Origin of the sequence: Verrucosispora sp. NA02020, assembly GCF_013364215.1 — a bacterium.
Taxonomy (GTDB): Bacteria; Actinomycetota; Actinomycetes; order Mycobacteriales; family Micromonosporaceae; genus Micromonospora.
Genome location: NZ_CP054923.1, coordinates 643,303 through 667,345 on the forward strand (window position 1 = coordinate 643,303; position 24,043 = coordinate 667,345).

Genomic DNA, 24,043 nt, shown 5'->3' on the forward strand with positions numbered 1-24,043 from the left:
GAGAACACCTCTGGGGAGTGCCTCACAGTCGGAGCCGCGCATGGGTGACAATGGTTGGGTGACCAGGCCCGCCTCCGCCCGCGCCGCTCGTCTCGACCAGGTCTGCGCCGCCGCCGTCGAGGTGGCCCGCGCCGGCATCACCGAGGTGGATCCCGACGATGTCGGCGACCACCTGCAAGCCGTGGCCGAGGGTGACCGACTCGTCACCCACTACTTCGAGTGCCGTCAGGCCGGATATCGCGGTTGGCGGTGGGCGGTCACCGTCACCCGGGTGCCGCGCAGCCGGACCGTGACGATCTGCGAGACGGTGCTGCTGCCCGGACCGGACGCGCTGCTCGCGCCCGGCTGGCTGCCCTGGCAGGAGCGGCTCAAGCCGGGTGACCTGGGCCCCGGTGACCTGCTGCCGACGCCGCCGGACGACGAGCGGCTCCAGCCCGGTTACCTGCTCTCGGACGACTCGGCGGTCGAGGAGACCTCGTGGGAGCTGGGGCTCGGTCGGCCCCGGGTGTTGTCGAGGGAGGGTCGGGCCGAGGCGGCACAGCGCTGGTACGACGGCGACCACGGTCCGACGGCGCCCATCTCGACCGCCGCGCCCGCCGCCGCCCGGTGCGGCACCTGCGGCTTCTATCTGCCGCTCGCCGGCAACCTGCGGCTCTGCTTCGGCGTGTGCGGCAACTTCTACGCCCCGGACGACGGCCGGGTGGTCAGCGCCGACCACGGATGTGGTGCCCACTCGGAGACCCTGGTCGACGCCGAGACGCCGGTGGACGAGATGCCCACGGTGTACGACGACAGCGCGATGGAGCCGATGACGGTCAGCCGTGCGCCCGGGTCCGTGGAGTCCGGCGAGCCGGCGGAGCCGTACGGCCACTCCTGATCGGCAGGAGGCGGACCGCCCCGGCGACGCCCGGGCGGTTCGCTCAGCCGGCGGCGCGTCGTCGCCGTCGGTGGGCGTCGTGGCGCATCATCACCGCGAGACCGGGGAAGCCCCACAGAAAACCGGCCAGGCAGATCCAGAGCCAGTTCTCGTGACCGCTGTCGATCAGCCGGTCCCGGAACAGCAGCAGCACCAGGCCGGCGACCGCCCAGGCCACGATCCCGGCCAGCACGAACGGCACCATCGGCGGGTCGAGCGGCTCGGGGCGGGGCTGCTGCTTCGGCACCCGGCCAGGGTACGTGACGCTTTTCCACCGCCTCGGGTTCTGCAACGATGCGCGCGACAACCCGATGATCTGCTGTGAGGTTCCTGATGGCAGTAGCGCCGCCCGACGAGGGCACCCCACTCGATCCCGGCCGTCCCCGCAACGGCTTCGATCGGTACTTCGAGATCTCGGCCCGCGGCTCGACGATGAGCCGTGAGGTGCGCGGTGGCCTGGCGACCTTCTTCACGATGGCGTACATCGTGGTGCTCAACCCGCTCATCCTCGGCAGTGCCGCCGACGGCGACGGCAACACGCTGCCGATCCCGGCGATCGCGGCGGCCACCGCCCTGCTCGCGGGTCTGTTGACCATCCTGATGGGGGTGGTCGGCCGCTTCCCGCTGGCGGTGGCCGCCGGTCTCGGGGTCAACGCGCTGGTGGCGTACGAGATCGCTCCGGAGATGACCTGGGCCGACGCGATGGGTCTGGTGGTGATCGAGGGTGTGATCATCGCGGTGCTGGTGCTGACCGGGTTGCGTACCGCGGTGTTCCGCGCGGTGCCGACCCAGATGAAGACGGCGATCGGCGTCGGCATCGGACTGTTCCTGACCATCATCGGGCTGGTCGACTCCGGTTTCGTCCGGCGACTCCCCGACGAGGCGAACACCACCGTCCCGGTGGGGCTGGGCATCGGCGGCAAGCTGGTGAGCTGGCCGATGCTGGTGTTCGTGGTGGGTCTGCTGCTGACCCTGGTGCTGGTGGTGCGCCGGGTACGCGGGGCCATCCTGATCGGCATCTTCGCCTCGACGCTGCTGGCGATGGTGGTCGAGGCGCTCGGCAACATCGGCCCGTCGATGGTCAACGGCGTACCGAACCCGAAGGGGTGGTCGCTGAACGTCCCGACGCTGCCCAGCAACCCGTTCGACGTGCCGGACCTGTCGCTGCTCGGCAAGTTCAACGTGCTCGGGTCGTGGGAGCGAGCCGGTTGGCTGGTCGTGCTGATGTTCATCTTCACGCTGTTGATCACCGACTTCTTCGACACGATGGGCACGATGGTGGCCGTCGGTCAGGAGGGCGGCATGCTCGACGACCAGGGCACCCCACCCCGGACCAAGGAGATCCTGCTGGTCGACTCGATCGCCGCGGCGAGCGGTGGTGCGGCCAGCGTCTCCAGTAACACGTCGTTCGTCGAGAGTGCCGCCGGTGTCGCGGAGGGCGCCCGGACCGGTGTGGCCAACCTGGTGACGGGCGTGTTGTTCCTGCTGGCGATGTTCCTCGCGCCGCTGGTCGTGGTGGTGCCGTTCGAGGCGGCGTCGGTCGCGCTGGTGGTGGTCGGCTTCCTGATGATGACCGCGGTACGCACCATCGACTGGTCAGACCACGAGATCGCCATCCCGGCGTTCCTCACCATCGTGCTGATGCCGTTCACGTACTCCATCTCCAACGGCATCGGTGCCGGACTCATCGCGTACGTGGTGATGAAGCTGGCCAAGGGCAGGGCCCGGGAGATCCACCCTCTGCTGTACGGGGTGGCGGTGCTGTTCGTGGTGTACTTCCTGCGCGGCCCGATCGAGTCGCTGTTCTGACGCCGGCCCCGGGTCGGGCGTGCGTACCGCGCACAACGCGGGCGCAGCCCGGCCCGGGATCGATGATCACCCGGGTGAGCGTGGTCATATTCGCTGCCGACTACGGGTCTCATTAGCTAGGCTAACTAACGTGACGGAGCGGACGGTGACGGCTCAGAGCATGCCACCGGCGCAGCTGGCCCATCAGCTGCGAGATGCGATCACCCGGCTCAACCGGCGGGTCCGCCAGGCCCGGCCGGTCGGTGACCTGACGGTCACCCAGTTGTCCGCGCTCACCAGCCTCAAGCTGGCGGGCGCGCTCACGCCGCGGGAACTCGCCGACGTCGAACGGGTGCAGCCACCGACGATGACCAAGATCGTCGCGAAGCTGGAGGAGCGCGGCCTCGTGCAGCGCACGCCCCACCCGACCGACGGCCGGCAGGTCATCCTCGCGGCGACCGAGGGGGGCCGGGCCGTGCTCGACCAGTTCGAGCGGGTACGGGACGAATGGCTGGCCCACCGGCTGGCCGAGCTGAGCGATGCCGACCGGGAGACGCTGCACCACGCAGCGGAGATTCTGCAGCGAGTCTCCCGAGCCTGACACCGCACACCGGGTGTGCGCCGTGCCGTGACGTCCGTCGTTGATGACGCGTACGACGCGAGGAGGCGCACCAAGAGTGCAGGCGAGGCTCAGCACGATGTTCCAGTCCCTACAAGTCCGCAACTACCGGCTCTTCGCCTCCGGGCAACTGGTCAAACTGATCGGTGTCTGGATGATGTTCATCGCTCAGGACTGGCTGGTTCTTGAGTTGTCCGGCGATTCGGCCACCGCGCTCGGCGTGGTCGTCGCCCTTCAGTTCACCCCGGTGCTCCTGCTCACGCTGATCTCCGGGCGGTTGGCCGACCGGTACGACAAGCGGATGCTCCTCTTCGTCGCCAACGCCTTCTGGACGGTGTTGTCGTTGGCGATGGCGCTGCTGGTGCTCACCGGTCTGGTCCAGCTCTGGCACGTCTTCGTCTTCGCCGCCCTGCTGGGCGTGGCCAACGCGGTGGAGACCCCGGTTCGCCAGGCGTTCGTCTCCGAGCTGGTCGGCACTCCGCTGCTGCCGAACGCGCTCTCGCTCAACGCGGCCGTGTTCAACTCGGCCCGGATCGTCGGTCCCGCCGTCGCCGGTGTCGCCATCGCCCTCTTCGGCGTCGGACCGGTCTTCCTGTTCACCGCGCTCAGCTCGATCGGCCCGCTCATCACGGTGATCCAGATGCGTACCGCCGAGCTGCACCGGGATCCGCTGCCGCCGCGCGACGAGCGGGCCTCGGCGACCGTCCTGGACGGGTTGCGGTACGTCAGCCGACGCCCCGACCTGGTGCTGCCGATGGCCGTGATGTCCGTGATCGGCATGGCACTGTTCAACTTCCAGCTCACCCTCGCGGCACTGGCCAAGACCGTGTTCGAGACCGGGGCGGCCTCGTTCGGCCTGTTCAGCACCACGCTCGCGGTGGGCGCGCTGGTGGGTGCGCTGGCCGGCACCGGGCGGCGCAGCCGTCCCTCGGTGTGGCTGGTGCTGGGTGCCGCCGTCGCCTGTGCCGTGTTCGGGACGCTCGTCGGCCTCGCGCCCACGTACTGGATGGTCGTGGTGTTGCTGGTGCCGACCGGCTTCTTCATGGTCTTCTTCGCCCAGGCGGCCAACCAGCGGGTCCAGCTCGGCACCGACGCGGCCTTCCGGGGCCGGGTGATGGCTCTGTGGGTGCTGGTGTTCCTGGGCACCAACCCGGTCGGCGCGCCACTGATCGGCTGGGTCGCGGAGACCTTCGGAGCCGGGGTCAGCATCTGGGCCGGTGGGCTGATCTCCCTGGCCGCCGCCCTGATCGCGCTGGCCTGGCAGCTTCGCCACGACGGCGCCCGGCTGCGGTTCCGGATCCTGCCGATGCCGCGCTTCTACGTCACCCAGGTCTGAGCCCACGGTGCCGGGTGCCCGCGTGGTGGGGTGCCCGGCGCGGATACCGGAAAATCGGTTACATCACGCTCCGCATCGGCATAGCTTCTTTCCGTGGAGGTCCTGCGCTCGCTGCTGCTCGCCCTGTCGCTGACCGGCGTTGTCCTCCTGCCAGTGCTGATCGTGCTGGTGGTCGGTGCCGACGACATGATCGGCCGGGCCACCTACGGGTGTTCGCAGTGGCGCGTACGGCGTCGGGAACAGCGGCTGATCGTCGCGTTGCGCCGGTCGCTGGCGGCCGACGGGAACGCCGTACGGGCCGACCTCGACGCCCTGGACCGGCACGACCGGCGTCCGCTGGAGCAGATCGCGGCCGACCTGCGGTGCCTGCGGCGGGAACGGGTCGGCGGTGCCGGGGCGGCCGTGGTGTGGCACAGCAGCGTGCTCGACGCGTACGACGACCGCCTCCGGCTGGCCTGCCGGGCACTCGGCGTCACCGAGCACCTGGCCGAGTTGACCGGCGTCGACCGGCAGATCGAACGGGTCCGGGTGGAGAGCGAGCTGGACGCCGCCGGGCTGCGACTGCCGGCGACCCGCCCCGGACAGCGCGAACGGCACCGGTAGCTGCGACCCTTCACCCGGTGCGACTCTTCACCGCGATCCATCCGCCGACCGAGGCGGTCGCGCACCTGACCGACCGGGTGGCCCGGCTCCGGCTCGGTGCCGCCGCTGACGCCGGGACCAACGTCCGACTGCTAGCTCAGCGCCCTCGGCGGGCACCGGCGCGTGGCCGGTGCCCGGTCAGGAGGACTCGCGGGCCGCAGGACCGCTGCCGAAGAGGACGTCGTCCCAGCTCGGCAGCCGCTTACGCGGCTTGGCGCCGGCCTCGGTCGACTCGTTGGTCGAGGCGGCCGGGGCACCCGTACGGCGCGGTCGCAGCACGGCCAGCGACGGCACGGCCGGGACCTCCTTGGGCGCGTCGGCGTCGTCGTCGAAGGCGGAACCCTGACCACCGCCGAGCAGCGCGGCTGCGCCGCCACCGACGGCCCGGCGCGGGGTGTCCTGGCCACCGGCGAGCGCGGCCGGCGAGCGGGGCTCGAGACCACGGCCCGAGGTGGAGCCGAGCGGACGGTCGAGAGAGGCGAGCAGCGCGTCGCGGCCAGCCCGGATCGGGTCCCGACCGGAGCGACTCGGGTCGGCCGGCGAGGGCAGCCCGTGCCCACCCCGGCTCGGCTCACCGCGCGACGGGCCGGGCAGCGCGTGCCCGCCACGCTCCGGTGCCGGCTCCTGGCCGAGGAGCGGCGTGGGACGCTCGGCGCAGAGATACTGCGCCATGTCGTCGTGCGGGGCCACCGACTGCCGGGTCTTGTCCAGATCCCAGACCGCCTGGGCGGTGGCCTTACCGGACGGCCAGGTGGCGACGATCCGCCAGGTGCCGTCGTCGCGGCGCCACGCGTCCCAGGAGATCTTCTCGGTGTCGATCCCGTGCTGGGCGAGCCGGCCGTTGACCACCTCGGCGAGGGGCGTGGGCTTCTCGGCGCCCTTGAGTCGGGTACGACGGGCGTGCTGGGCGAGCATCGCCCGCTCCTGGAGCACCGGCCCGGCGTAGCGGAGCACCCGGTCGACCGGTACTCCGGCGATCCGGGCGACGTCCTCGGCGGACTCGCCGGAGCGGATCCGGGCCTGAATGTCCCGAGGGGACAGCGACGGCACCGGGTCTGCGGTGGACGGTGCCACCGCGAGCGTGGGCGCACCCGGCTCGGCGTGCATCGCCCCGGCGATACGCTCGTCGATGGGGAGGGCGAGCAGTCGCCCGACCTCGTCGGCGAGCACCAAGGCCTGGCCGTCCTCGGAGAGGGCGACGAAGCGTACTGGGCGCATCGCGTTGCCTCCGTCCCGCCTCGCTGGCCGTTACGCCACGAGCCGGCCACCCGGGGCGTTGCGCTCCACGGTACGCCCATCCGCAGCCTGGTGGGAGACGCCACGCCCGGGCAAGTCGAGCTGAGCAGCCTAATTCCCCGCTGCTGAGCGCTGTGCGGCGGGTCAGTGTTACGAGTACGACAGTGGCGATGGTCGGCGTACGGCGCGGGCCCGGCGACCACAGTGGGTCGGCCGGGCCCGCAGGGTCACCGCGAGTTCACTCAGAGTCGCTCGACCACATAGTCGATCGAGGCGGTCAGCGCCTCCACGTCGGCCGGCTCGACGGCCGGGAAGAGCGCCACCCGGAGCTGGTTACGGCCGAGCTTCCGGTACGGCTCGGTGTCCACGATGCCGTTGGCGCGCAGTGCCTTGGCGATCGCGGTGGCGTCCACCCCGTCGGCGAAGTCGATGGTGGCGACCACGTTGGAGCGCAGCGCCGGATCGGTGACGAACGGGGTGGCGACGGTCGAGCGCTCGGCCCAGCCGTACACGGTCGCGGCGCTCTCGGCCGTCCGCTTGGCCGCCCAGGCCAGCCCGCCCTGGGAGTTCATCCAGTCGGTCTGCTCGGCGGCGAGGAAGATGGTGGCCAGCGCCGGGGTGTTGTAGGTCTGCTCCAGCCGCGAGTTGTCGATCGCGGTGACCAGGTCGAGGAAGGCCGGGATGTACCGGCCGGAGGCCTTGATCTCGGCGGCCCGCTCCAACGCGGCCGGCGACATCAGGGCCAGCCAGAGCCCGCCGTCGGAGCCGAAGCACTTCTGCGGGGCGAAGTAGTAGACGTCGGTCTCGCCGACGTTGACCTCCAGGCCACCGGCACCGGAGGTGGCGTCGACCAGCAGCAGCGAGCCCGGGTCGGCGCCGGCCACGCGGCTGATCGGCACCGCCACGCCGGTCGAGGTCTCGTTGTGCGGGGTGGCGTAGACGTCCACGCCGGCCTCGGCGGTCAGGGTCGGCGCGCTGCCCGCGTCCGACTTGCGGATCGTCGGCTCGCCCAGGAACGGCGCGTCCTTGACGGACTTGGCGAACTTGGCGCCGAACTCGCCGAAGCTGGCGAACTGGGCCCGGTCACGGACCAGGCCGAACGTGGCGACCTCCCAGAACGCGGTGGTGCCGCCGTTGCCGATCACCACCTCGTACCCCTCGGGCAGCGAGAAGAACTCGGCGATGCCGGAGCGCAGTCGGGACACCTGGTCGCGGACGGTCTTCTGCCGGTGCGAGGTGCCCAGGTAGCTGGTGGCCACCTCGGCGAGCGCGGAGACCGCCGCCGGACGGACCTTGGACGGCCCGCAGCCGAACCGGCCGTCGGCGGGCTTGATCTCGTCGGGAATCCGGATGGTCGGTGCGTCAGCCACGGTCGTAAAGATCCTTCCGCATGGGTCGGTGCCCGGGTGAGCAGGTGGGGCTGACCGGCGGCGGGCGCGTGCGGGTGCACGGTCGAAGCCGGGGTCCAGCCCATCGGGCGGCGCTGCCGGAATTCATCCTTGCACCCGTCGACGCCCCGCCGGGTGCTGGTCCCAACCCCAACCGTGAGGCGTCCGCCACAGGCCGTGGCGTCGCCCACATCCCCGCCGCGCGCCCGCCCGCCGCTGCCCGCCCGCCGCCCAGCGCTCGCTGCGCTGGGCACCGGGCCTGGATGTTAGGAAGGGACCCCTGTACTACCGGAGACGGTAGAAAGGGTCCCTTCCTTACACCGCAGACGTCGGGCGGTGCCTAGACCTCAGACGTCGTGGGGGACGGCGTCCCAGCCCTCGACCTCGTTCGGCTTGCGCGGGCCGTGGCCCACGTACCGGGCGGAGGGGCGGACCAGTCGCTGGAGCCGCTTCTGCTCCAGGATGTGCGCGCTCCACCCGCCCATTCGGGCGCAGGTGAACATCGAGGTGAACATGTGCGCGGGCACCTCGGCGAAGTCGAGCACCACGGCGGACCAGAACTCGACGTTGGTGGCGAGCACCCGGTCCGGGCGGCGGGCCTGCAACTCGGCCAGCGCGGCCCGCTCCAGCGCCTCGGCGACCTCGAAGCGCGGCGCGCCCAACTCCTTGGCGGTGCGACGCAGCACCCGGGCACGCGGGTCCTCGGCCCGGTAGACGCGGTGGCCGAAGCCCATCAGCCGCTCGCCCCGGTCGAGCACACCCTTGACGTAGCTCTCCGCGTCGCCGCTGCGCTCGACCGCCTCCAGCATGCTGAGCACCCGGGACGGTGCGCCGCCGTGCAGCGGGCCGGAGAGCGCACCGATGCCCGAGGAGATGCAGGCGGCGGCGTCCGCGCCGGTGGAGGCGACGATCCGGGCGGTGAAGGTGGAGGCGTTCAGGCCGTGCTCGGCGGCCGAGATGAAGTACGCGTCGACGGCCTTGACGTGCCGGGGGTCGGGCTCGCCGCGCCACCGCTTCATGAAGCGCTCGACGATCGTCTCCGCCTTGTCGATCTCCTTCTGCGGCACCGCCGGCAGCCCGAGGCCACGGGCGGACTGGGCGACGAAGGAGAGCGCGGTCACCGACACCCGGGCGAGGTCCTCCCGGGCCTGCTCGTCGGAGATGTCCAGCATCTGGTCCAGGCCCCAGTACGGTGCGAGCATCGCCACCGCGGACTGCACGTCGACCCGGATGTCGCCGGAGTGCACCGGCACCGGGAACGGCTCGGCCGGCGGCAGGCCGGGGCCGAACCGGCCGTCGACCAGCAGCGCCCAGACGTTGCCGAAGGAGACCTGGCCGATCAGATCCTCGATGTCGACCCCGCGGTAGCGCAGCGCGCCACCCTCGCGGTCCGGTTCGGCGATCTTGGTCTCGAACGCTACGACGCCCTCGAGTCCGGGTTTGAAGTCGGCCATTCACTTCTCCTGGTGTGTGTCGGTGCGCCCGCCCGGCTCGGTGCCCCGGCCCCGGCCGGGTGAGCGCCTCAGGCGACCCTCTCCGGATGTGTGTTCGTGACATCTTGCCTGCTGGTGATCGGGTATGCGACCCGTCTCGGATGTGCTGCTGACGACATCCCCGACGGCAGGTGCCGTGGGGCTCTCGGTAAGACTGGCCCCGACGGGCTGGTCGCGGGGGCGGGCAGCCTGATCCAGAGGGAGGAAACGTGACGGGCGACACACCGCCACCCGCGGGGATGCGTCACGAGTACGCCGCGGACACCGGCCTGGTCGAGGCCGACCTGGCGGCGCAGTGGCACACGCAGTTCGACAGGTGGTTCGCCGACGCGGTCGCCGCCGGGCTGCCCGAGCCCAACGCCATGGTGGTCGGCACCGCCGACGCGCAGGGGCGGCCGAGCGCGCGGACTGTGCTGCTCAAGGGCTACGACCCGGCGGGCTTCGTCTTCTTCACCAACCACCGCTCGCGCAAGGGTGTCGAGGCGGACGTCAACCCGTACGCCAGCCTGGTCTTCCCGTGGTTCCCAATGCAGCGGCAGGTGATCGTCGCCGGCCGGGTGGAACGGATCGACCGGGCGGAGACCGAGGCGTACTTCACCAGCCGGCCGCGCGGCTCCCGACTGGGTGCCTGGGCCAGTGCCCAGTCGTCGGTCCTGCCGGACCGGGCGGCGCTGGACGAGGCGTACCGGGCGGTGGCGGAGCGGTTCGCCGACGTGGACCCGATCCCCGCCCCGCCGCACTGGGGCGGGCTGCGGGTCCGGCCCGATTCGGTGGAGTTCTGGCAGGGCCGGGCCAGTCGGCTGCACGACCGGCTGCGGTTCCGCCGCGACGCCGACGACTGGGTCGTGGAGCGGCTGGCCCCGTGACCTCGACCGAGACAGACCGGCCCCGCGAACGGCGGCGCTGGGCCATCGACCTGCGTCCGCTGCGGGTGACCGCGTACCGGCGGCTCTGGCTCGGCAACGGCATCGCCATGTTCGGCTTCCAGTTCACCGCGGTCGCCGTACCGGTGGAGATGTACGCCCTCACCCAGGACTCGCTCTGGGTCGGGCTGCTGGGTATCGCCGCCTTCGTGCCGCTGCTGGTGTTCGGGCTCTGGGGCGGGGCGGTGGCCGACGCCATCGACCGTCGGCTGGTGTTGACCGCCGGCTCGGTGCTGCTCTGGGTCGCGGTGGCGGGACTGCTGGCGCAGGCGCTGCTGGGGGTGGGCAGCCCGCTGCTGCTGCTCGGGCTGGTGGCGCTCAGCTCGGTCGCGTACGCGATCAGCGGGCCGGCCCGCAGCGCGCTGGTGGCCCGGCTGGTCCCGGCCGAACTGGTGCCCGCCGCGACCACGCTGAACTTCACCACCGCGATGGCCACCTCGGTCCTCGGGCCGTTGGCCGCCGGCCTGATCCTGGCCACCTGGCACCTCGACGTGGCGCTGCCGATCGCGTACGCGGTGGACGCGGTGTTGCTCGTCGCCCTGGTCTGGGCGGCCCTGCGGCTGCCCGCGATGCCGCCCGAGCCGGACCCGGACGGTACGCCCCGGCAGGCCGGGCTGCGCAGTGTCGTCGACGGGTTCCGGTATCTGGCCGCCAGCCCGGTGCTGCTGCTCTCCTTCGCCATCGACCTGATCGCGATGGTGTTCGCCTTCCCCCGGGCGCTCTTCCCCGAGGTCGCCACCGAGCGGTTCGGCGGGGGTGCGGCGGTGGGCTGGCTCTACAGCTCGATCGCGATCGGCTCGCTGCTCGCCGGGCTCGTCTCCGGCTGGATCGGCCGGGTACGCCGCCAGGGGCTGGTGCTGGTGCTCGCCGTGGTGGGCTGGGGCCTGGCGGTGGCGCTGGCCGGGTTGGCCCGGCAGCTCTGGCTGGTCATCGTCCTGCTGGTGCTGGCCGGGGCGGCCGACCTGATCAGCTCGGTGGTGCGGCAGTCCATCCTGCTGATCTATGCGCCGGACCGGATGCGCGGCCGGCTCCAGGGCGTCAACACCGTGGTGGTGGCGGGTGGGCCGCGCCTGGGCGACCTGCGGGCGGGTGCCATGGCGACCGGCTTCGGCAGCGGCGTCGCGTGGGTCGGCGGCGGTCTCGTGGCGGCGGGGCTGGCGGTCGTTCTCGCGGTGGCGTTCCCGGCGTTGCGGCGGTACCGGCCGCCGGTGACGGCGACCGCCGAGGGCGCTTCCGAGGACCACCCGGCACGGCGAGCGGAGAGCGGTTCCGGGGGCTAGGGTCTGGCGACATGAGCAGCAGCGAGCCGCGTCCCCTGTCCGGGGCACAGTGGACCATTTCCGCCGCCGGTCACGAGGCGGTCATCGTCGAGGTGGGCGGCGGGGTCCGCACCTACCGGCAGGACGGGGTGGAGCACCTCGACGGGTACGCCGCCGACGAGTTGTGCCCCGGCTCGGCCGGGCAGGTGCTGGCTCCCTGGCCGAACCGGATCCGCGACGGCGTGTACCCCTTCGACGGGCAGTCGTACCAGCTCCACCTCACCGAGCCGGAGCGGCACAACGCCATCCACGGCCTGGTCAACTGGGCCCGCTGGGAGTTGGTCGAGCAGCGGCCGGACGAGGTCGTCGTCGGGCTCGACATGCCGGCGCAGCCGGGCTACCCGTGGCCGCTGCGGCTGCGTACCCGCTGGAGCGTGGGGGCCGACGGGCTGCGGGCCGCGCACGAGGTGACCAACGTCGGCGTGGAGTCGGTGCCGTTCGGCTTCTCCGTGCACCCCTACCTGCGACTGCCCGGGGTGGCGGTGGAGGACGTGGTGATGCGGGTGCCGGGAGAGACCCGGCTGCTGCTGGACGGGCGGCTGCTGCCGGTGGGCGTGGCCAAGGTCGCCGGCACCGAGTACGACTACACCGAGCCGCGCCGGATCGGCGACGCGGTGCTGGACCTGGCCTTCGGGCAGGTGATCCGGAACGCCGACGGCGGCTCGGCGGTGACGCTGAGCGCACCGGACCGTTCGCACGGCCTCGAGATCTGGGCCGACGCCCAGTTCGGCTGGTGGCAGGTCTACACCGGTGACACCCTGACCGGGGAGCGTTTCCGCCGGTCGGTGGCGGTGGAGCCGATGACCTGCCCGCCGGACGCCTACCGTTCGGGTCGGGATCTGATCACTCTGGCGCCTGGCGACACCTGGCGCGGAGACTGGGGCGTCCGGCCGGGCAACTGAGCCGGCGAGGAGGTACGACGTGGAGTTCGCAGAGGTCGTCCGGCGGCGCCGCATGGTGCGCAACTACGACCCGGACCGTCCGGTCCCGCCGGAGGTCGTGGAGCGGCTGATGGACCACGCGGTCCGCGCCCCGTCGGCCGGCTTCTCGCAGGGCTGGGGTTTCCTGGTGCTGGAGGAGCCGGCGGACCGGGAGCGGTTCTGGGCGGTCAGCACCCCGGAGGACGGCGGTACGGGACGCTGGCTGACCGGGATGCGGCGGGCTCCGCTGATCGTGGTGCCGCACGCGAACCGCTCCGTCTACCTCGAACGGTACGCCGAGCCGGACAAGGGCTGGGAGGACCGGTCGACGGACCGCTGGCCGGTGCCGTACTGGTTCGTCGACACCGGATTCGCCGCGTTGCTGATGATGCTGACCGCCGTGGACGAGGGGCTCGGGTCGTGCTTCTTCGGCATCCCGCCGCAGCGGTTGTCGTCCTACCGGGAGGCGTTCGGCGTGCCTGAGGCGTACCACCCGATCGGCGCGCTCACGATCGGTTACCGTGCCCCCGACCACCGGTCACCATCTTTGCGTCGGGGACGCCGTCCGGTCGACGAGGTCGTCCGTCGGGGTCGGTGGAGCTGACCGAAAACGCCGGTTCGTCCGGTGCGGAACTGGACGACCGGTGGCGAAACTGGCATCAAGGAGCAGAACGTGGGGTGCGTGCTGCGGCTACGCTGGCACGGTCACGGGCGCCGCGGCACGCGGCGCCCCGCCGCGACCCGGCCCGCGAGGGCGTCGTGGTTCGGCCCGACCAGGGGGAGGAGCGTGCCGTCGTGATCTTCAGAGCGGTCCGGGACGGGTGTCCCTACCCGCAACACAATCTGACCCTCAAGCAGTGGGCGGAGATCCCGCCCCGGCCGCTGCGGCTGGATCAGCTCATCACCACCAAACGGGAGTTGGCGCTGGACAAGCTGCTCGCCGAGGACTCCACCTTCTACGGTGACCTGTTCCCGCACGTGGTGCAGTGGAACGGCGGCCTCTACCTGGAGGACGGCCTGCACCGCGCGTTGCGCGCCGCCCTGCAACAGCGCAACCAGATCCACGCCCGGGTGTTCGTCCTCGCCGAAGCGATCGAGTGACCCGGCACCTCCTGCTGAGCCTTCGTTAGGGTGTGGGCGTGGACCTGCTGGACCTAAACTCGTCGCTGACCGAGGAGGAGCGGCAGATCCGCGCCGTCGTGCGGCGGGTGGTGGACGAGCGGGTACGCCCGCACGTCGCCGGCTGGTACGAGGCCGGTGAGGTGCCCGCCCGCGACCTGGCCCGCGAGTTCGGCGCCCTCGGTCTGCTCGGCATGCACCTGACCGGGTACGGCTGCGCCGGCTCCACGGCCGTCGCGTACGGGCTGGCCTGCCTGGAGTTGGAGGCCGGCGACTCCGGCGTCCGCTCCCTGGTCTCGGTGCAGGGATCGCTGGCCATGTACGCCATCTGGCGCTACGGCAGCGAGGAGCAGAAGCAGCGTTGGCTGCCCGCGATGGCGTCCGGCGAGGCGATCGGCTGTTTCGGGCTGACCGAGCCGGACCATGGCTCCGATCCGGGGTCGATGGCCACCCGGGCCCGCCGCGACGGCGACGACTGGGTCCTCCACGGCACCAAGATGTGGATCACCAACGCCCCGATCGCCGACGTCGCGGTGATCTGGGCGCGCACCGACGACGGCGTGCGCGGTTTCGCCGTACCCATGGACACGCCAGGGGTCACGGCGCGCGAGATCGGCCGGAAGATGTCCCTGCGCGCCTCGGTGACCGGGGAGATCGCGCTCGACGACGTCCGGCTGCCGGCGGACGCCCGGCTGCCCGAGGCCATCGGGTTGAAGGCGCCGCTGGGCTGTCTGACCGAGGCCCGGCACGGCATCGTCTGGGGTGCGCTCGGCGCGGCCCGGGACTGCCTGGAGACCGCCCTCACGTACGCGACCACCCGCACCCAGTTCGGTCGCCCGCTGGCCGGTTTCCAGCTCACCCAGGCCAAGCTCGCCGACATGGCGGTCGAGTGGCACAAGGGCTACCTGCTGGCGCTGCACCTCGGCCGGCTCGCCGACGCCGGTCGGTTGCGTCCCGAGCAGGTCAGCGTGGGCAAACTCAACAACGTCCGCGAGGCGCTGGCCATCGCCCGCCAGTGCCGGACCATCCTCGGTGCCAACGGCGTCTCCGGCGACTATCCCGTCATGCGGCACGCCAACAACCTGGAGAGCGTCCTGACGTACGAGGGCACCTCCGAGATCCACCAACTGGTGATCGGGCAGCGGCTCACCGGCGTCTCCGCGTTCACCTGATCGCTCACGCTTCTGACCTGCGGAAACACGCGTTCGGGTGACTCGACGAGCGGCTGTCGTACCGGGGGCTTACCGTCATCACAGACAACGCGTCTGACAAGGACGGTGAGGGCGATGGCACGCGACAGCGACATCAACGAGCCCACCAGCACGTTTGCCGACCACCAGCCCGACGAGGAGAGCACGGGCCGGCCGGATGCCCCGCCCGTGCCGCCGGGCGGCGGGGGTGGTGCCGCGCGGGCCCTGCTCTGGGTGCTCGGTGCCGCGGCGATGGCAGTGGTGGTGCTGCTCGGCGTCCAGACCACCGGGCTCCTGCCGGAGTTCCGCAACCCGTTCAGCAAGGAGCAGACCGACCGCACCCAACCGGCGCTGCTGGAGTCGATGCAGGACCTCAGCCGCTACGTGGCCGCCGAGGGTAACTTCCAGGTGGTGGTCGACCTGGAGAACGACCGGCGCAACGTGCCGGACTGGCTGCTCAACCAGCGCACGCTCTTCGTCGGGTCGGGCAGCGTCGAGGCGTACGTCGACTTCGGCACCCTCGGCGAAGGCGCGATCGTGCAGTCCGCCGACGGCAAGTCTGTCGAGGTCAAACTGCCCGCCCCGCAGCTCGCCAAGACCAACCTCGACCTCGACAAGAGTTACGTCTTCGCGGAGGAGCGCGGGCTGCTCAACCGCGTCGGCGACCTGATCGGCGGCGACCCGAACCGGCAGCAGCAGGTCTATCAGCTCGCCGAGGACCGGATCACCGCCGCCGCCCGGGACAGCGGCCTGAACGCCCGTGCCGAGGAGAACACCCGCAAGATGTTGACCGGCCTGCTCGGTTCGCTCGGCTTCGAGCAGGTCACCATCACCTACACCGCTCCCTGACCCACCGCACTTGCCCCCGCCCCGCCGGCTGTCGCCTAGACCTGCTGGCGGGGCGGTCGGTCGTCCCCTCCAACCCCTCCGACGGGAGGGGGCGAGGCAGCAACTTCATGGTTGTTGCTGCCTCGCGGGTGGTGTGAGGCAGCACTATCCATGAAGTTGCGTGGACAGGGCCCGGGGCGCCCCGCCGGTGACCGGGGTCGGACGGGGCGTCGCGGACGGGGCGGGACCGATCAGTGGCCTGCGGCCCAGTGGCCCGGTCCTCGGCGGCCGGGGACTCGGTGGCCTGCGGTTCAGCGTGGCCGGCGGTTCAGTGGCCTGCGACGAGGTAGCGGTCCTCGTTGGGCATGATGATCCAGAGTGCCAGGTAGATGACGACCTGAGTGCCGGGCAGCAGCAGCGACAGCAGGAACAACAGCCGGATCATTCCGGCGGAGGTGCCGAAGCGCTGGGCCAGGCCCGCGCAGACTCCGGCGAACATGCGCCCCTGCCGGGGCCGGACCAGTTTGCGACTCATGGTGGTACTTCCCCTCTGCGGCGATCCGCCGCTCCATGTCATCAACGCTAGGAGCGGATGACCCCCGCGCCCTCGCCCGCGAGAACGAACCTCACCGCGCCCACCCGTAGGTACTTACCCGCGACCGCACCGGCCACCCCTCCCCGAGCAAACCCCGACCCCCGCGTCGATCAAGGACCCGTGGCGAGGCTGCCGCCGTGGTGCGTCCCGTCGTGGTGCGGCCTGTCGATCAAGGACCCGTGGCGAGGGTTCGTCGATCAAGGAGTTGTGGTAGGCGCGAAAGGTGCAAACCAGCCCGGAACCTCGACCACAAGTCCATGATCGCCGGGCCGGGCCGGGCCGGGCCGGGCTAGGCAGGGCCGGGCCGGGGAGGGCCGGGCGGTGGGGTGCGGGGTGGGGTGGGGGGAAGGCGGTGGGGGTACGGTCGGTGGGTTGGGCGCTCTTACCAGGGCGTTTGGCGGGCCGCGTCCGGATGGAGGGGCGGCCACCTCTTTCGGCGGGCCGCTGACCGGTGATCCCGGGGCAGGGCGAGGAAGTGCAGTCATGATCAGTGTGTTCGACCTTTTCAGCGTGGGCATCGGGCCGTCCAGCTCGCACACGGTGGGACCGATGCGGGCGGCGCGTACGTTCGTCGCGGGGCTCAAGGCCGATGGTCTGCTCGCGGACGTGGCCCGGGTACGGGCGGAGTTGTTCGGGTCTCTCGGTGCCACCGGGCACGGGCACGGGAGTGATCGGGCGGTGCTGCTCGGGTTGACCGGTGAGTCGCCGGAGACGGTGGACACCGACGGGGTCGACGCGCGGGTGGCGTGGATCCGGGAGCAGGGTCGGCTGGCGCTGCTCGACACGCACGAGATCGACTTCGAGTGGGACCGGGATCTCACGTTGCACCGGCGGCGGTCGTTGCCGTACCACCCGAACGGGATGGTCTTCGCGGCCTTCGACGCCGGTGGGGCCGAGGTCCGGACGCGGACCTACTACTCGGTCGGCGGCGGGTTCGTGGTGGACGAGGCGGCGGCCGGGGCGGATCGGATCAAGCCGGACGGTACGCCGGTGCGGTATCCCTTCCTGACCGGCGCGCAACTGCTCGACGTGACCGCCTCGACGGGGCTGTCGATCAGCGAGGTGATGCTCGCGAACGAGGTGTCCTGGCGGGCCGAGGCGGACGTACGAGCCGGGCTGCTGGACATCTGGCGGGTGATGCGCGAGTGCGTGGAGCGCGGCTGTTCCCGGGACGGCACGCTGCCGGGCGGGTTGAAGGTGCGCCGCCGCGCGGCCGAGCTGCGCCGCAGCCTGGAGACCGACACGGTGGTGCCGGACGGGGATCCGCTGCACGTGATGGACTGGGTGACGCTGTTCGCGCTGGCGGTCAACGAGGAGAACGCGGCCGGCGGCCGGGTGGTGACGGCGCCGACCAACGGTGCGGCCGGGATCATCCCGGCGGTGCTGCACTACTACACGCGGTTCGTGCCGGGAGCCTCCGACGAGGGGGTGGTGCGGTTCCTGCTGACGGCCGGGGCGATCGGCGTGCTGTTCAAGGAGAACGCGTCGATCTCCGGGGCCGAGGTGGGCTGCCAGGGCGAGGTCGGTTCGGCGTGTTCGATGGCGGCGGCCGGGTTGGCTGAGGCGCTGGGCGGTACGCCGGCCCAGGTGGAGAACGCCGCCGAGATCGGCATGGAGCACAACCTCGGGTTGACCTGTGACCCGGTCGGGGGCCTGGTGCAGATACCGTGCATCGAGCGCAATGCGGTGGCTAGCATCAAGGCGATCACCGCCGCTCGGCTGGCGTTGCGCGGTGACGGGGTGCACGCCGTGTCGCTCGACAAGGTCATCAAGACCATGCGCGAGACCGGTGCCGACATGAAGGTCAAGTACAAGGAGACGGCGCGCGGCGGCCTCGCGGTCAACGTGATCGAGTGCTGAGCGCACGACCTTCACCGGCTGCTAACCTGTCGTCCGTTCAGCAGGCGGGAGACGGCGGTGACCTCTGGCGTGGGGGCGTTGTGGTCGCACCGCAATTCGCTGCGCATCCTGGTCCGGCGTGATCTCGCGGTCAAGTACCAGCAGTCCGTGCTGGGGTATCTCTGGTCGTTGATCGAGCCGCTGGGCATGGGGGCGATCTATTGGTTCGTCTTCGGCGTCCTCTACTCCCGGGACACGAACCGGCATCTCGGCGAGGCAGCCGGGTCGTACCCGCTGTTCCTGATCACCGGGATCTTCGCCTGGATGTGGACCAGCTCGGCGTTGAGTGAGGCGACCAACGCGCTGACCGGGCAGTCCCGGTTGATCACCACGATGAACGTGCCCCGGCAGGTCTTCCCGATCGGTCGGGTCACCGGGCGTTTCGCCGAATACGCCGCCGGCCTGCCGATCCTCGGCGCCATCGCGATCTGGTACGCGGCCGACGGCAAGATCGACCCGGGGTGGTCGCTGCTCGCCCTGCCGTTGGCGGTGCTGGTGCAGGCCACCCTGCTGGTCGGGTTGGCGCTGCTGTTGTCGGCGGCGAACGTGCTGATGCGGGACGTGGAGCGGTTCATGCGTCTGGTCATCCGGGTGCTGTTCTACGCCACGCCGATCATCTATCCACTGAGCCTGGTCCGCGATTCCGGCCTGCCCGGTTGGCTCAAGCTGGGTTACGAGCTCAACCCGCTGGTCGGGATCTTCCAGCTCCACCACGCGGTGTGGTATCCGGACGAGTTCCCGGAGGCCCGGATGCTCGCCACCACCGTCGGCATCAGCCTGCTGGTCCTGGTGGTCGGCTGGTGGACGTTCCGTCGGCTCGAACCCGCCGTGCTCAAGGAACTCTGATGGCTGACGCGATCATCGAGGCGGAGGGTCTCGGCATCCGGTTCGTCCGCAACCGCCGCCGGCAGTTGCGGCTGCGCGAGCTGTTCATCCACCGGGGTACGCGTGGCGCCTCCGACGGCCGGTTCTGGCCGCTGCGGGACGTCTCCTTCTCGGTCGCGCCCGGCGAGACGCTCGGGGTGATCGGCCGCAACGGCACCGGCAAGAGCACCCTGCTGCGCCTGATCGCCGGGGTGCTGATCCCCGACGAGGGGCGGATCCGGGTCCGGGGCGACGTCGCGCCGCTGCTGGAGCTCTCCGCCGGCTTCTCCAACGACCTGACCGGCCGGGAGAACCTGTACCTGGTGGGCGGGCTGCACGGGCTGTCGTCGGGTTACCTGAAGCGGCACTTCGACGAGATCGTCTCGTTCGCCGGTGACCAGGTGGAACGGGCCATCGACACCTCGGTGCGGCACTACTCGTCCGGGATGAAGGTCCGGCTCGGGTTCGCGATCATCTCTCATCTGCCGCATCCCGTCCTGCTGATGGACGAGGTGACGGCGGTGGGCGACGCCGAGTTCCGCAAGAAGTGCTACACGACCATCGATCGTCTGCTCGGGGAGGGGCGCACTCTGGTGCTGGTCTCACACAACGAAAAGGACCTGACCCGGTTCTGTCGTCGGGGGCTCTTCCTCGACGGCGGCCGGTTGAGCGTCGACGGCACCATCGCCGAGGCGCTGGCCGCGTACCACGACGCGGTTCCCCGGTGACCCTCGCGATCGTGCTCGCCGCCGGTTCGTCGGCCGCGAGCCTGCCGACGGAGACGGTGCCGGGCGGCTCCCTGACGGACCGGCTGGCCGAGCAGTGGCGCCGGGCCGGGGTGGCCGACGTGCGGTTCGCCGCGTCCCTGGACGAGGTGGCGGACCTGGCTGCCACGGCGGGTGGCCCGGTGGTGCTCAGCGGTGTGGACCTGGTGGCGCACACCGCCGTACTGCGGCATCTGGTGACCAGCCCGGTCGGGCCGACCGTGGCGCTGGTGCTCACCGATCCGCCCACCGGCGGTCGGACGGCCGTTCGCGAGGAGCGCGGCCAGGTGGTCGACGCCGGTCCGGTCGAGCGGCTCGACGGCGAGGCCACCGGCATCTTCGGGGGTGCGGTGCGGGTCGGTCGGGACGACGTACCGGCGCTGGTCTCCGCCGCCCGTGCGGCCGACGGCGACCGGCAGGCCGTGGGCCCGGCGGTGGACCGGGTCTTCGCGGGCCTCGCCGGGCAGGGGGCGCTGGTCTTCGCCCACCGGGTACGCCTGCTGGTCGCGCACCGGGTCGACGACCGGACCGGGCTGGCCGTCGCCGAGGCGGCGGTGGCCGCCGTCGACGAGGACCGGGCCGAGTTGCGGCTCTCGGTGAAGGAGAAGGACGACTTCTTCACCACGTACTTCGTCAGCACCTGGTCGCCGCAGGTCACCAAGGTCTGTGCCCGGTTGGGGCTGAGCCCGACGGCGGTCACCATGATCTCGGTGGTCTTCGCGGTCGCCGCCGCCGCGTTGTTCGCCACCGGCGGCCGACCGGCGCTGGTCGGCGGTGCGGTCCTGCTCTATCTCGGCTTCGTGCTCGACTGTGTGGACGGTCAGCTCGCCCGGTACACCCGCAACTTCAGCGCGTGGGGCGGTTGGCTGGACACCATGGCCGACCGGGCCAAGGAGTACCTGGTCTACGCGGGTCTCGGGTGGGGTGCCACGGCGGCCGGGTTCCGGTACGGCTGGGCGTTGGCCATCGCCGCGATGACCCTCCAGACGGTGCGGCACATGACCGACGCGTGGTACGGCGTGCTGCACGACGAGGCGGCCCGTCGACCGAAGACGGTGGGCACCGGGGGCGGCGGTATCGGTGACCGGCTGAACGCCGCGTCCAACCGGGTGCAGGCCGACTCGGGGTCGCTGTCGTACTGGCTCAAGCGCACGGTGGTCTTCCCGATCGGGGAGCGGTGGGCGCTGATCGCGCTGGCCGCCGCGCTGTTCGACCAGCGGACCGCCCTGTTCGCGGTGCTGATCTGGGGGGTGCTGGCGTTCGGGTACACGGGTGCGCTGCGTACCCTGCGGGCCCGCTGGATGTGGGTGCCGGTGCTGGACACGGTCGACGCGACCCTGCACCGCGACGACGGCCCGCTGGCCACCCGGCTGCCGGTGCTGCGTCGACCTGGGCCGCTGGTCCTCGCGGTGGTCGCGGCGCTGGCTGCGGCGGGGTTGGTGCTGGTGACGCTGCTGGGCGGCGTGGGTGACGGCAGTGATCCGGCGCCCTGGCTGCGGTGGGCGGCGGTGCCGGTGGTGCTGCTGGTCCTGCTGGCCGCTGCGGCGGGGACCGGGGCGGCGCACAACGGGCCGCTGGACTGGCTGGTGCCGGCGGCGCTGCGGGCCGCCGAGTTCCTGTTCGCCGTCGCGGTCGGGGTGATCGGCGGCGCGCCCGCGTGGCTGATCTTCGGGTACGTCTTCGTGCTCACCCTGCACCACTACGACCTGGTCGCCCGGCTGGAGAAGCGGCAACCCGCGCCGCCGCTGCACTCGGCCACGCTGGGCTGGGAGGGACGGTCGGTGGTGCTGGCGCTGACGGCGATCGCCGGAATCGTGAGTATTGGTCTGGCTACACTCGGTATCTACCTTCTGGTGCTCTTCGTGGCAAGTGTGGTGCTGGCCTGGTTCGTCCGGCCGAGCCGTCCCACCCGGGCTCCGGCGGGTACGCGACAAGGCGCGACGCTCTGACGGGAGGCCGGGACGATGACGCTGATCAGCTTCGTCGTCCCGGCCTTCCGCGTGCAGGGCTACCTGCGGGAGTGCCTGGACTCGATCCTCGGCCAGCCGATCGCCGACATCGAGGTGATCGGCGTCGACGACTGCTCGCCGGACGCGGTCGGGGACATCCTCGACGAGTACGCCGCCCGCGACGACCGGGTCCGGGCGATCCGGCTCGATCACAACGTCGGGCTCGGTCCGGCCCGCAACGTCGGGCTGGACCTGGCCGTCGGCGAGTACGTCTGGTTCGTCGACGGTGACGACTGGCTCGCGCCGGGTTGCCTGGTCGAGGTGGCCGCCCGCCTGCGCGAGACCCGCCCCGACGTGCTGCTCGTCGACCACGTCCGCACGTACTGGGACGAGCGGGTCAGCGCCAGCGCGATGGCGGAGGTCTTCCCGGAGCCACCCGGGCCGGAGACGTTCCGGCTGGCCGAGCGACCGGAGACGCTGGACCTGCTGCACACCGCCTGGAACCGGCTGCTGCGCCGGCAGTTCCTCGCCGACGTCGGGCTGCGCTTCGCCCCCGGCTGGTACGAGGACGTGTCGTTCAGCTACCCGGCGCTGCTGGCCGCCGACCGGATCGGCGTGCTCGACGTGGTCTGCGTCAACTACCGGCAACGACGGGCCGGGGCGATCACGAAGACCCAGGGCGAGCGGCACTTCGAGGTGTTCCACCAGTGGCGCCGGGTGTTCCAGGAGCTGGACCGGCTCGGTGCCGAGGACCTGCGGCCGGCGGTCTTCGCGCGGATGATGTGGCACTACCTGACCGTGCTCGGCACCGACGAGCGGATCCCGGCCGACCTGCGGCCCACCTTCTTCGCCCGGATCACCATCGAGCACGCCCGCTTCCGCCCGCCCGGCGGCCACCCGGTCCCGGACGGCATCGACGGGCTCAAGCACCGGCTGGTCGCGGCCGGTCGCTGGCGGACGTTCAGCGCGCTGCGGGCCACCGGACGCGCGGGCGAGACGGCGCGTCGGGTCGCCCGCCGGGCCCGACGCCGGGTGGGCCCACCGGCCCGTCGGGGCGTACGCATCGCGCGGGACGTCGCGCTCCGTGAGTTCCAGCGGGTCGAGCGCCGTCGGCCGGTGGACGAGAACCTGGCCGTGTACGCGGCGTACTGGTACCGCGGGTACGCCTGCAACCCGGCCGCCGTGTACGAGGCGGCGCGGCGGCTGGCACCGCACGTGCGGGGTGTCTGGATCGTGCGGCGGGACCGGGTGCACACGCTGCCCGACGGGGTCGAGTACGTGGTGGCGGGTACGCCCGCGTACCACCGGGTGCTGGCCCGCGCCCGGTGGCTGATCAACAACGTCAACTTCCCCGACTCGGTCCGCAAGCGGCCGGGCACGGTGCACGTGCAGACCCACCACGGCACCCCGGTCAAGGTGATGGGGCTGGACCAGCAGCGGTACCCGCTGGGCGCGACCGGCATGGACTTCGCCGGGCTGCTGCGGCGGGTGGACCGGTGGGACTTCTCGGTCAGCGCGAACAGCTTCTCCACGCAGATGTGGGAGCGGGCCTATCCGGCCGCGTACACGACTCTGGAAGTGGGTTATCCGCGCAACGACCGGTTGGTGACCGCGAGCGCCGAGGAGGTCCTGCGGCTGCGCGCGGAGCTGGGCGTCGGCCTCGGCGAGCGGGTGGTGCTGTACGCCCCGACGCACCGGGAGCACCTGCCCGGATACCGTCCGCCGTTCGACCCGGAGCGGTTCCTGGACGCGCTCGGCCCGTCCGGAGTGCTGCTGATGCGCAGCCACTACTTCCACGACCGGGACCGCCGGACGTCAGGCCCGCGCAGCCGCGCCAGGATCCTCGACGTCAGCGACCATCCCCGGGTCGAGGATCTCTATCTCGCGGCGGACGTGCTGGTCACCGACTACTCGTCGGCGATGTTCGACTACGCCGTCCTGGACCGGCCGATCGTCGTCTACGCGCCGGACTGGGACGCGTACCGGTTGACCCGGGGGGTCTACCTCGACGTCACCGCCGAGGCGCCCGGTGCGGTGGCGCGGACCTTTCCCGGACTGCTCGACGTGTTCCGCTCCGGCGCGCTGGAGACGCCGGAGGCCGACCGGGCGCGGGCCGCGTTCCGGGAACGCTTCTGCTCACTGGAGGACGGGCACGCCGCCGAGCGGGTCGCCAGACGGGTCTTCCTGGGCGAGACGGCCCTCTGAGTCCCTCTTTCCGGGCAATCGCCGTCATTCGATGGACCGTAATAGGTCTG

At 71.6% G+C, this 24,043-nt stretch carries 22 protein-coding genes; 17 read left to right on the forward strand and 5 right to left on the reverse strand.

All coding sequences use genetic code 11. The annotated features are described in order from the left end of the window. Nucleotides 1–40 precede the first annotated feature (40 nt). The gene (locus HUT12_RS03020) at nt 41–877 is read left to right on the forward strand and encodes a DUF3027 domain-containing protein (protein WP_176092408.1); all 837 of its coding nucleotides are present in this window, start codon (nt 41–43) and stop codon (nt 875–877) included. 43 nt (nt 878–920) lie between these two features. On the opposite strand, the gene HUT12_RS03025 is transcribed toward HUT12_RS03020, so the two are convergent. Next, entirely contained in the window at nt 921–1,163 is a 243-nt protein-coding gene (locus HUT12_RS03025) for a DUF2530 domain-containing protein (RefSeq protein WP_176092409.1), read from the reverse strand. 86 nt (nt 1,164–1,249) lie between these two features. Here HUT12_RS03025 and HUT12_RS03030 point away from each other — a divergent pair, with 86 nt between their 5' ends. The 4 genes from HUT12_RS03030 (at nt 1,250) to HUT12_RS03045 (ending at nt 5,262) form a co-directional block, all read left to right on the forward strand. Then, nucleotides 1,250–2,725, forward strand: coding sequence for an NCS2 family permease (locus HUT12_RS03030; RefSeq protein ID WP_176092410.1), 1,476 nt, complete (start codon nt 1,250–1,252; stop codon nt 2,723–2,725). Nucleotides 2,726–2,855: 130 nt separating this feature from the next. Further along, nucleotides 2,856–3,305 (forward strand): MarR family winged helix-turn-helix transcriptional regulator, encoded by a 450-nt coding sequence (locus HUT12_RS03035; protein ID WP_131052561.1) that lies wholly within the window; start codon nt 2,856–2,858, stop codon nt 3,303–3,305. A 76-nt stretch (nt 3,306–3,381) separates the two neighbouring features. Further along, nucleotides 3,382–4,659: an MFS transporter gene (locus HUT12_RS03040; protein WP_131052560.1), complete on the forward strand. Its 1,278-nt coding sequence runs from the start codon at nt 3,382–3,384 to the stop codon at nt 4,657–4,659. Nucleotides 4,660–4,752: 93 nt separating this feature from the next. Beyond that, nucleotides 4,753–5,262 (forward strand): hypothetical protein, encoded by a 510-nt coding sequence (locus tag HUT12_RS03045; protein WP_176092411.1) that lies wholly within the window; start codon nt 4,753–4,755, stop codon nt 5,260–5,262. A gap of 177 nt (nt 5,263–5,439) precedes the next feature. On the opposite strand, the gene sepH is transcribed toward HUT12_RS03045, so the two are convergent. The 3 genes from sepH to HUT12_RS03060 form a co-directional block, all read right to left on the reverse strand. Then, nucleotides 5,440–6,519 (reverse strand): septation protein SepH, encoded by a 1,080-nt coding sequence (gene sepH / locus HUT12_RS03050; RefSeq protein ID WP_176092412.1) that lies wholly within the window; start codon nt 6,517–6,519, stop codon nt 5,440–5,442. Between the two features lie 260 nt (nt 6,520–6,779). Continuing rightward, nucleotides 6,780–7,907 (reverse strand): phosphoserine transaminase, encoded by a 1,128-nt coding sequence (gene serC / locus HUT12_RS03055; protein ID WP_176092413.1) that lies wholly within the window; start codon nt 7,905–7,907, stop codon nt 6,780–6,782. Nucleotides 7,908–8,272: 365 nt separating this feature from the next. Next, a complete protein-coding gene (locus HUT12_RS03060) occupies nt 8,273–9,379 on the reverse strand; it encodes a citrate synthase 2 (protein WP_131052555.1) in 1,107 nt (368 codons plus the stop codon). A gap of 278 nt (nt 9,380–9,657) precedes the next feature. Between HUT12_RS03060 and pdxH the strand changes: the two genes are divergently transcribed. The 7 genes from pdxH to HUT12_RS03095 all read left to right on the forward strand — a co-directional run bounded on the left by pdxH (nt 9,658) and on the right by HUT12_RS03095 (nt 15,738). After that, nucleotides 9,658–10,284 carry a pyridoxamine 5'-phosphate oxidase gene (gene pdxH, locus HUT12_RS03065; RefSeq protein WP_176095634.1) on the forward strand — a complete coding sequence of 209 codons (627 nt, stop codon included), beginning with the start codon at nt 9,658–9,660 and terminating at the stop codon, nt 10,282–10,284. Next, nucleotides 10,281–11,621: an MFS transporter gene (locus HUT12_RS03070; RefSeq protein ID WP_131052554.1), complete on the forward strand. Its 1,341-nt coding sequence runs from the start codon at nt 10,281–10,283 to the stop codon at nt 11,619–11,621. Before pdxH ends, HUT12_RS03070 begins: the two co-directional genes overlap by 4 nt. Before the next feature lie 11 nt (nt 11,622–11,632). Next, the gene (locus HUT12_RS03075; RefSeq protein WP_131052553.1) at nt 11,633–12,562 is read left to right on the forward strand and encodes an aldose 1-epimerase family protein; all 930 of its coding nucleotides are present in this window, start codon (nt 11,633–11,635) and stop codon (nt 12,560–12,562) included. 19 nt (nt 12,563–12,581) lie between these two features. Further along, nucleotides 12,582–13,184 carry a nitroreductase family protein gene (locus HUT12_RS03080; RefSeq protein WP_131052552.1) on the forward strand — a complete coding sequence of 201 codons (603 nt, stop codon included), beginning with the start codon at nt 12,582–12,584 and terminating at the stop codon, nt 13,182–13,184. Between the two features lie 191 nt (nt 13,185–13,375). Then, a complete protein-coding gene (locus tag HUT12_RS03085; protein WP_131055140.1) occupies nt 13,376–13,681 on the forward strand; it encodes a type II toxin-antitoxin system VapB family antitoxin in 306 nt (101 codons plus the stop codon). A 38-nt stretch (nt 13,682–13,719) separates the two neighbouring features. Beyond that, nucleotides 13,720–14,871, forward strand: a complete 1,152-nt coding sequence (locus HUT12_RS03090; RefSeq protein ID WP_254876702.1) for an acyl-CoA dehydrogenase family protein — start codon at nt 13,720–13,722, stop codon at nt 14,869–14,871. A 114-nt stretch (nt 14,872–14,985) separates the two neighbouring features. Then, a complete protein-coding gene (locus tag HUT12_RS03095; protein WP_176092415.1) occupies nt 14,986–15,738 on the forward strand; it encodes a DUF4230 domain-containing protein in 753 nt (250 codons plus the stop codon). 307 nt (nt 15,739–16,045) lie between these two features. Here HUT12_RS03095 and HUT12_RS03100 read toward each other — a convergent pair whose 3' ends face one another. After that, nucleotides 16,046–16,252, reverse strand: a complete 207-nt coding sequence (locus tag HUT12_RS03100) for a PspC domain-containing protein (protein WP_131055146.1) — start codon at nt 16,250–16,252, stop codon at nt 16,046–16,048. A gap of 543 nt (nt 16,253–16,795) precedes the next feature. Between HUT12_RS03100 and HUT12_RS03105 the strand changes: the two genes are divergently transcribed. Genes HUT12_RS03105 through HUT12_RS03125 form a run of 5 tightly spaced genes read left to right on the forward strand, consistent with a single transcriptional unit; the run spans nt 16,796 to nt 23,993 of the window. Continuing rightward, on the forward strand, nt 16,796–18,172 hold the full coding sequence (locus tag HUT12_RS03105) for an L-serine ammonia-lyase (RefSeq protein ID WP_176092416.1): 1,377 nt from the start codon (nt 16,796–16,798) through the stop codon (nt 18,170–18,172). Nucleotides 18,173–18,229: 57 nt separating this feature from the next. After that, the gene (locus tag HUT12_RS03110) at nt 18,230–19,057 is read left to right on the forward strand and encodes an ABC transporter permease (protein ID WP_176092417.1); all 828 of its coding nucleotides are present in this window, start codon (nt 18,230–18,232) and stop codon (nt 19,055–19,057) included. Continuing rightward, complete coding sequence (locus HUT12_RS03115; RefSeq protein ID WP_131055152.1) at nt 19,057–19,803, forward strand: ABC transporter ATP-binding protein; 747 nt, start codon at nt 19,057–19,059, stop codon at nt 19,801–19,803. Before HUT12_RS03110 ends, HUT12_RS03115 begins: the two co-directional genes overlap by 1 nt. 41 nt (nt 19,804–19,844) lie before the next feature. Then, entirely contained in the window at nt 19,845–21,788 is a 1,944-nt protein-coding gene (locus HUT12_RS03120) for a DUF5941 domain-containing protein (protein ID WP_254877023.1), read from the forward strand. 15 nt (nt 21,789–21,803) lie between these two features. Further along, complete coding sequence (locus tag HUT12_RS03125) at nt 21,804–23,993, forward strand: bifunctional glycosyltransferase family 2 protein/CDP-glycerol:glycerophosphate glycerophosphotransferase (RefSeq protein ID WP_176092419.1); 2,190 nt, start codon at nt 21,804–21,806, stop codon at nt 23,991–23,993. The last annotated feature ends 50 nt before the right edge of the window (nt 23,994–24,043 follow it).

What these genes read in the sequence shown, in the direction of transcription:
- HUT12_RS03105 (WP_176092416.1), top strand. Translation starts at nt 16,796, where the DNA reads ATGATCAGTGTGTTCGACCTTTTCAGCGTGGGCATCGGGCCGTCCAGC.
- pdxH (WP_176095634.1), top strand. Translation starts at nt 9,658, where the DNA reads ATGCGTCACGAGTACGCCGCGGACACCGGCCTGGTCGAGGCCGACCTG.
- HUT12_RS03020 (WP_176092408.1), top strand. Translation starts at nt 41, where the DNA reads ATGGGTGACAATGGTTGGGTGACCAGGCCCGCCTCCGCCCGCGCCGCT.
- HUT12_RS03075 (WP_131052553.1), top strand. Translation starts at nt 11,633, where the DNA reads ATGAGCAGCAGCGAGCCGCGTCCCCTGTCCGGGGCACAGTGGACCATT.
- HUT12_RS03100 (WP_131055146.1), bottom strand. Translation starts at nt 16,252, where the DNA reads ATGAGTCGCAAACTGGTCCGGCCCCGGCAGGGGCGCATGTTCGCCGGA.
- sepH (WP_176092412.1), bottom strand. Translation starts at nt 6,519, where the DNA reads ATGCGCCCAGTACGCTTCGTCGCCCTCTCCGAGGACGGCCAGGCCTTG.
- HUT12_RS03125 (WP_176092419.1), top strand. Translation starts at nt 21,804, where the DNA reads ATGACGCTGATCAGCTTCGTCGTCCCGGCCTTCCGCGTGCAGGGCTAC.
- HUT12_RS03030 (WP_176092410.1), top strand. Translation starts at nt 1,250, where the DNA reads ATGGCAGTAGCGCCGCCCGACGAGGGCACCCCACTCGATCCCGGCCGT.
- HUT12_RS03095 (WP_176092415.1), top strand. Translation starts at nt 14,986, where the DNA reads ATGGCACGCGACAGCGACATCAACGAGCCCACCAGCACGTTTGCCGAC.
- HUT12_RS03115 (WP_131055152.1), top strand. Translation starts at nt 19,057, where the DNA reads ATGGCTGACGCGATCATCGAGGCGGAGGGTCTCGGCATCCGGTTCGTC.
- HUT12_RS03060 (WP_131052555.1), bottom strand. Translation starts at nt 9,379, where the DNA reads ATGGCCGACTTCAAACCCGGACTCGAGGGCGTCGTAGCGTTCGAGACC.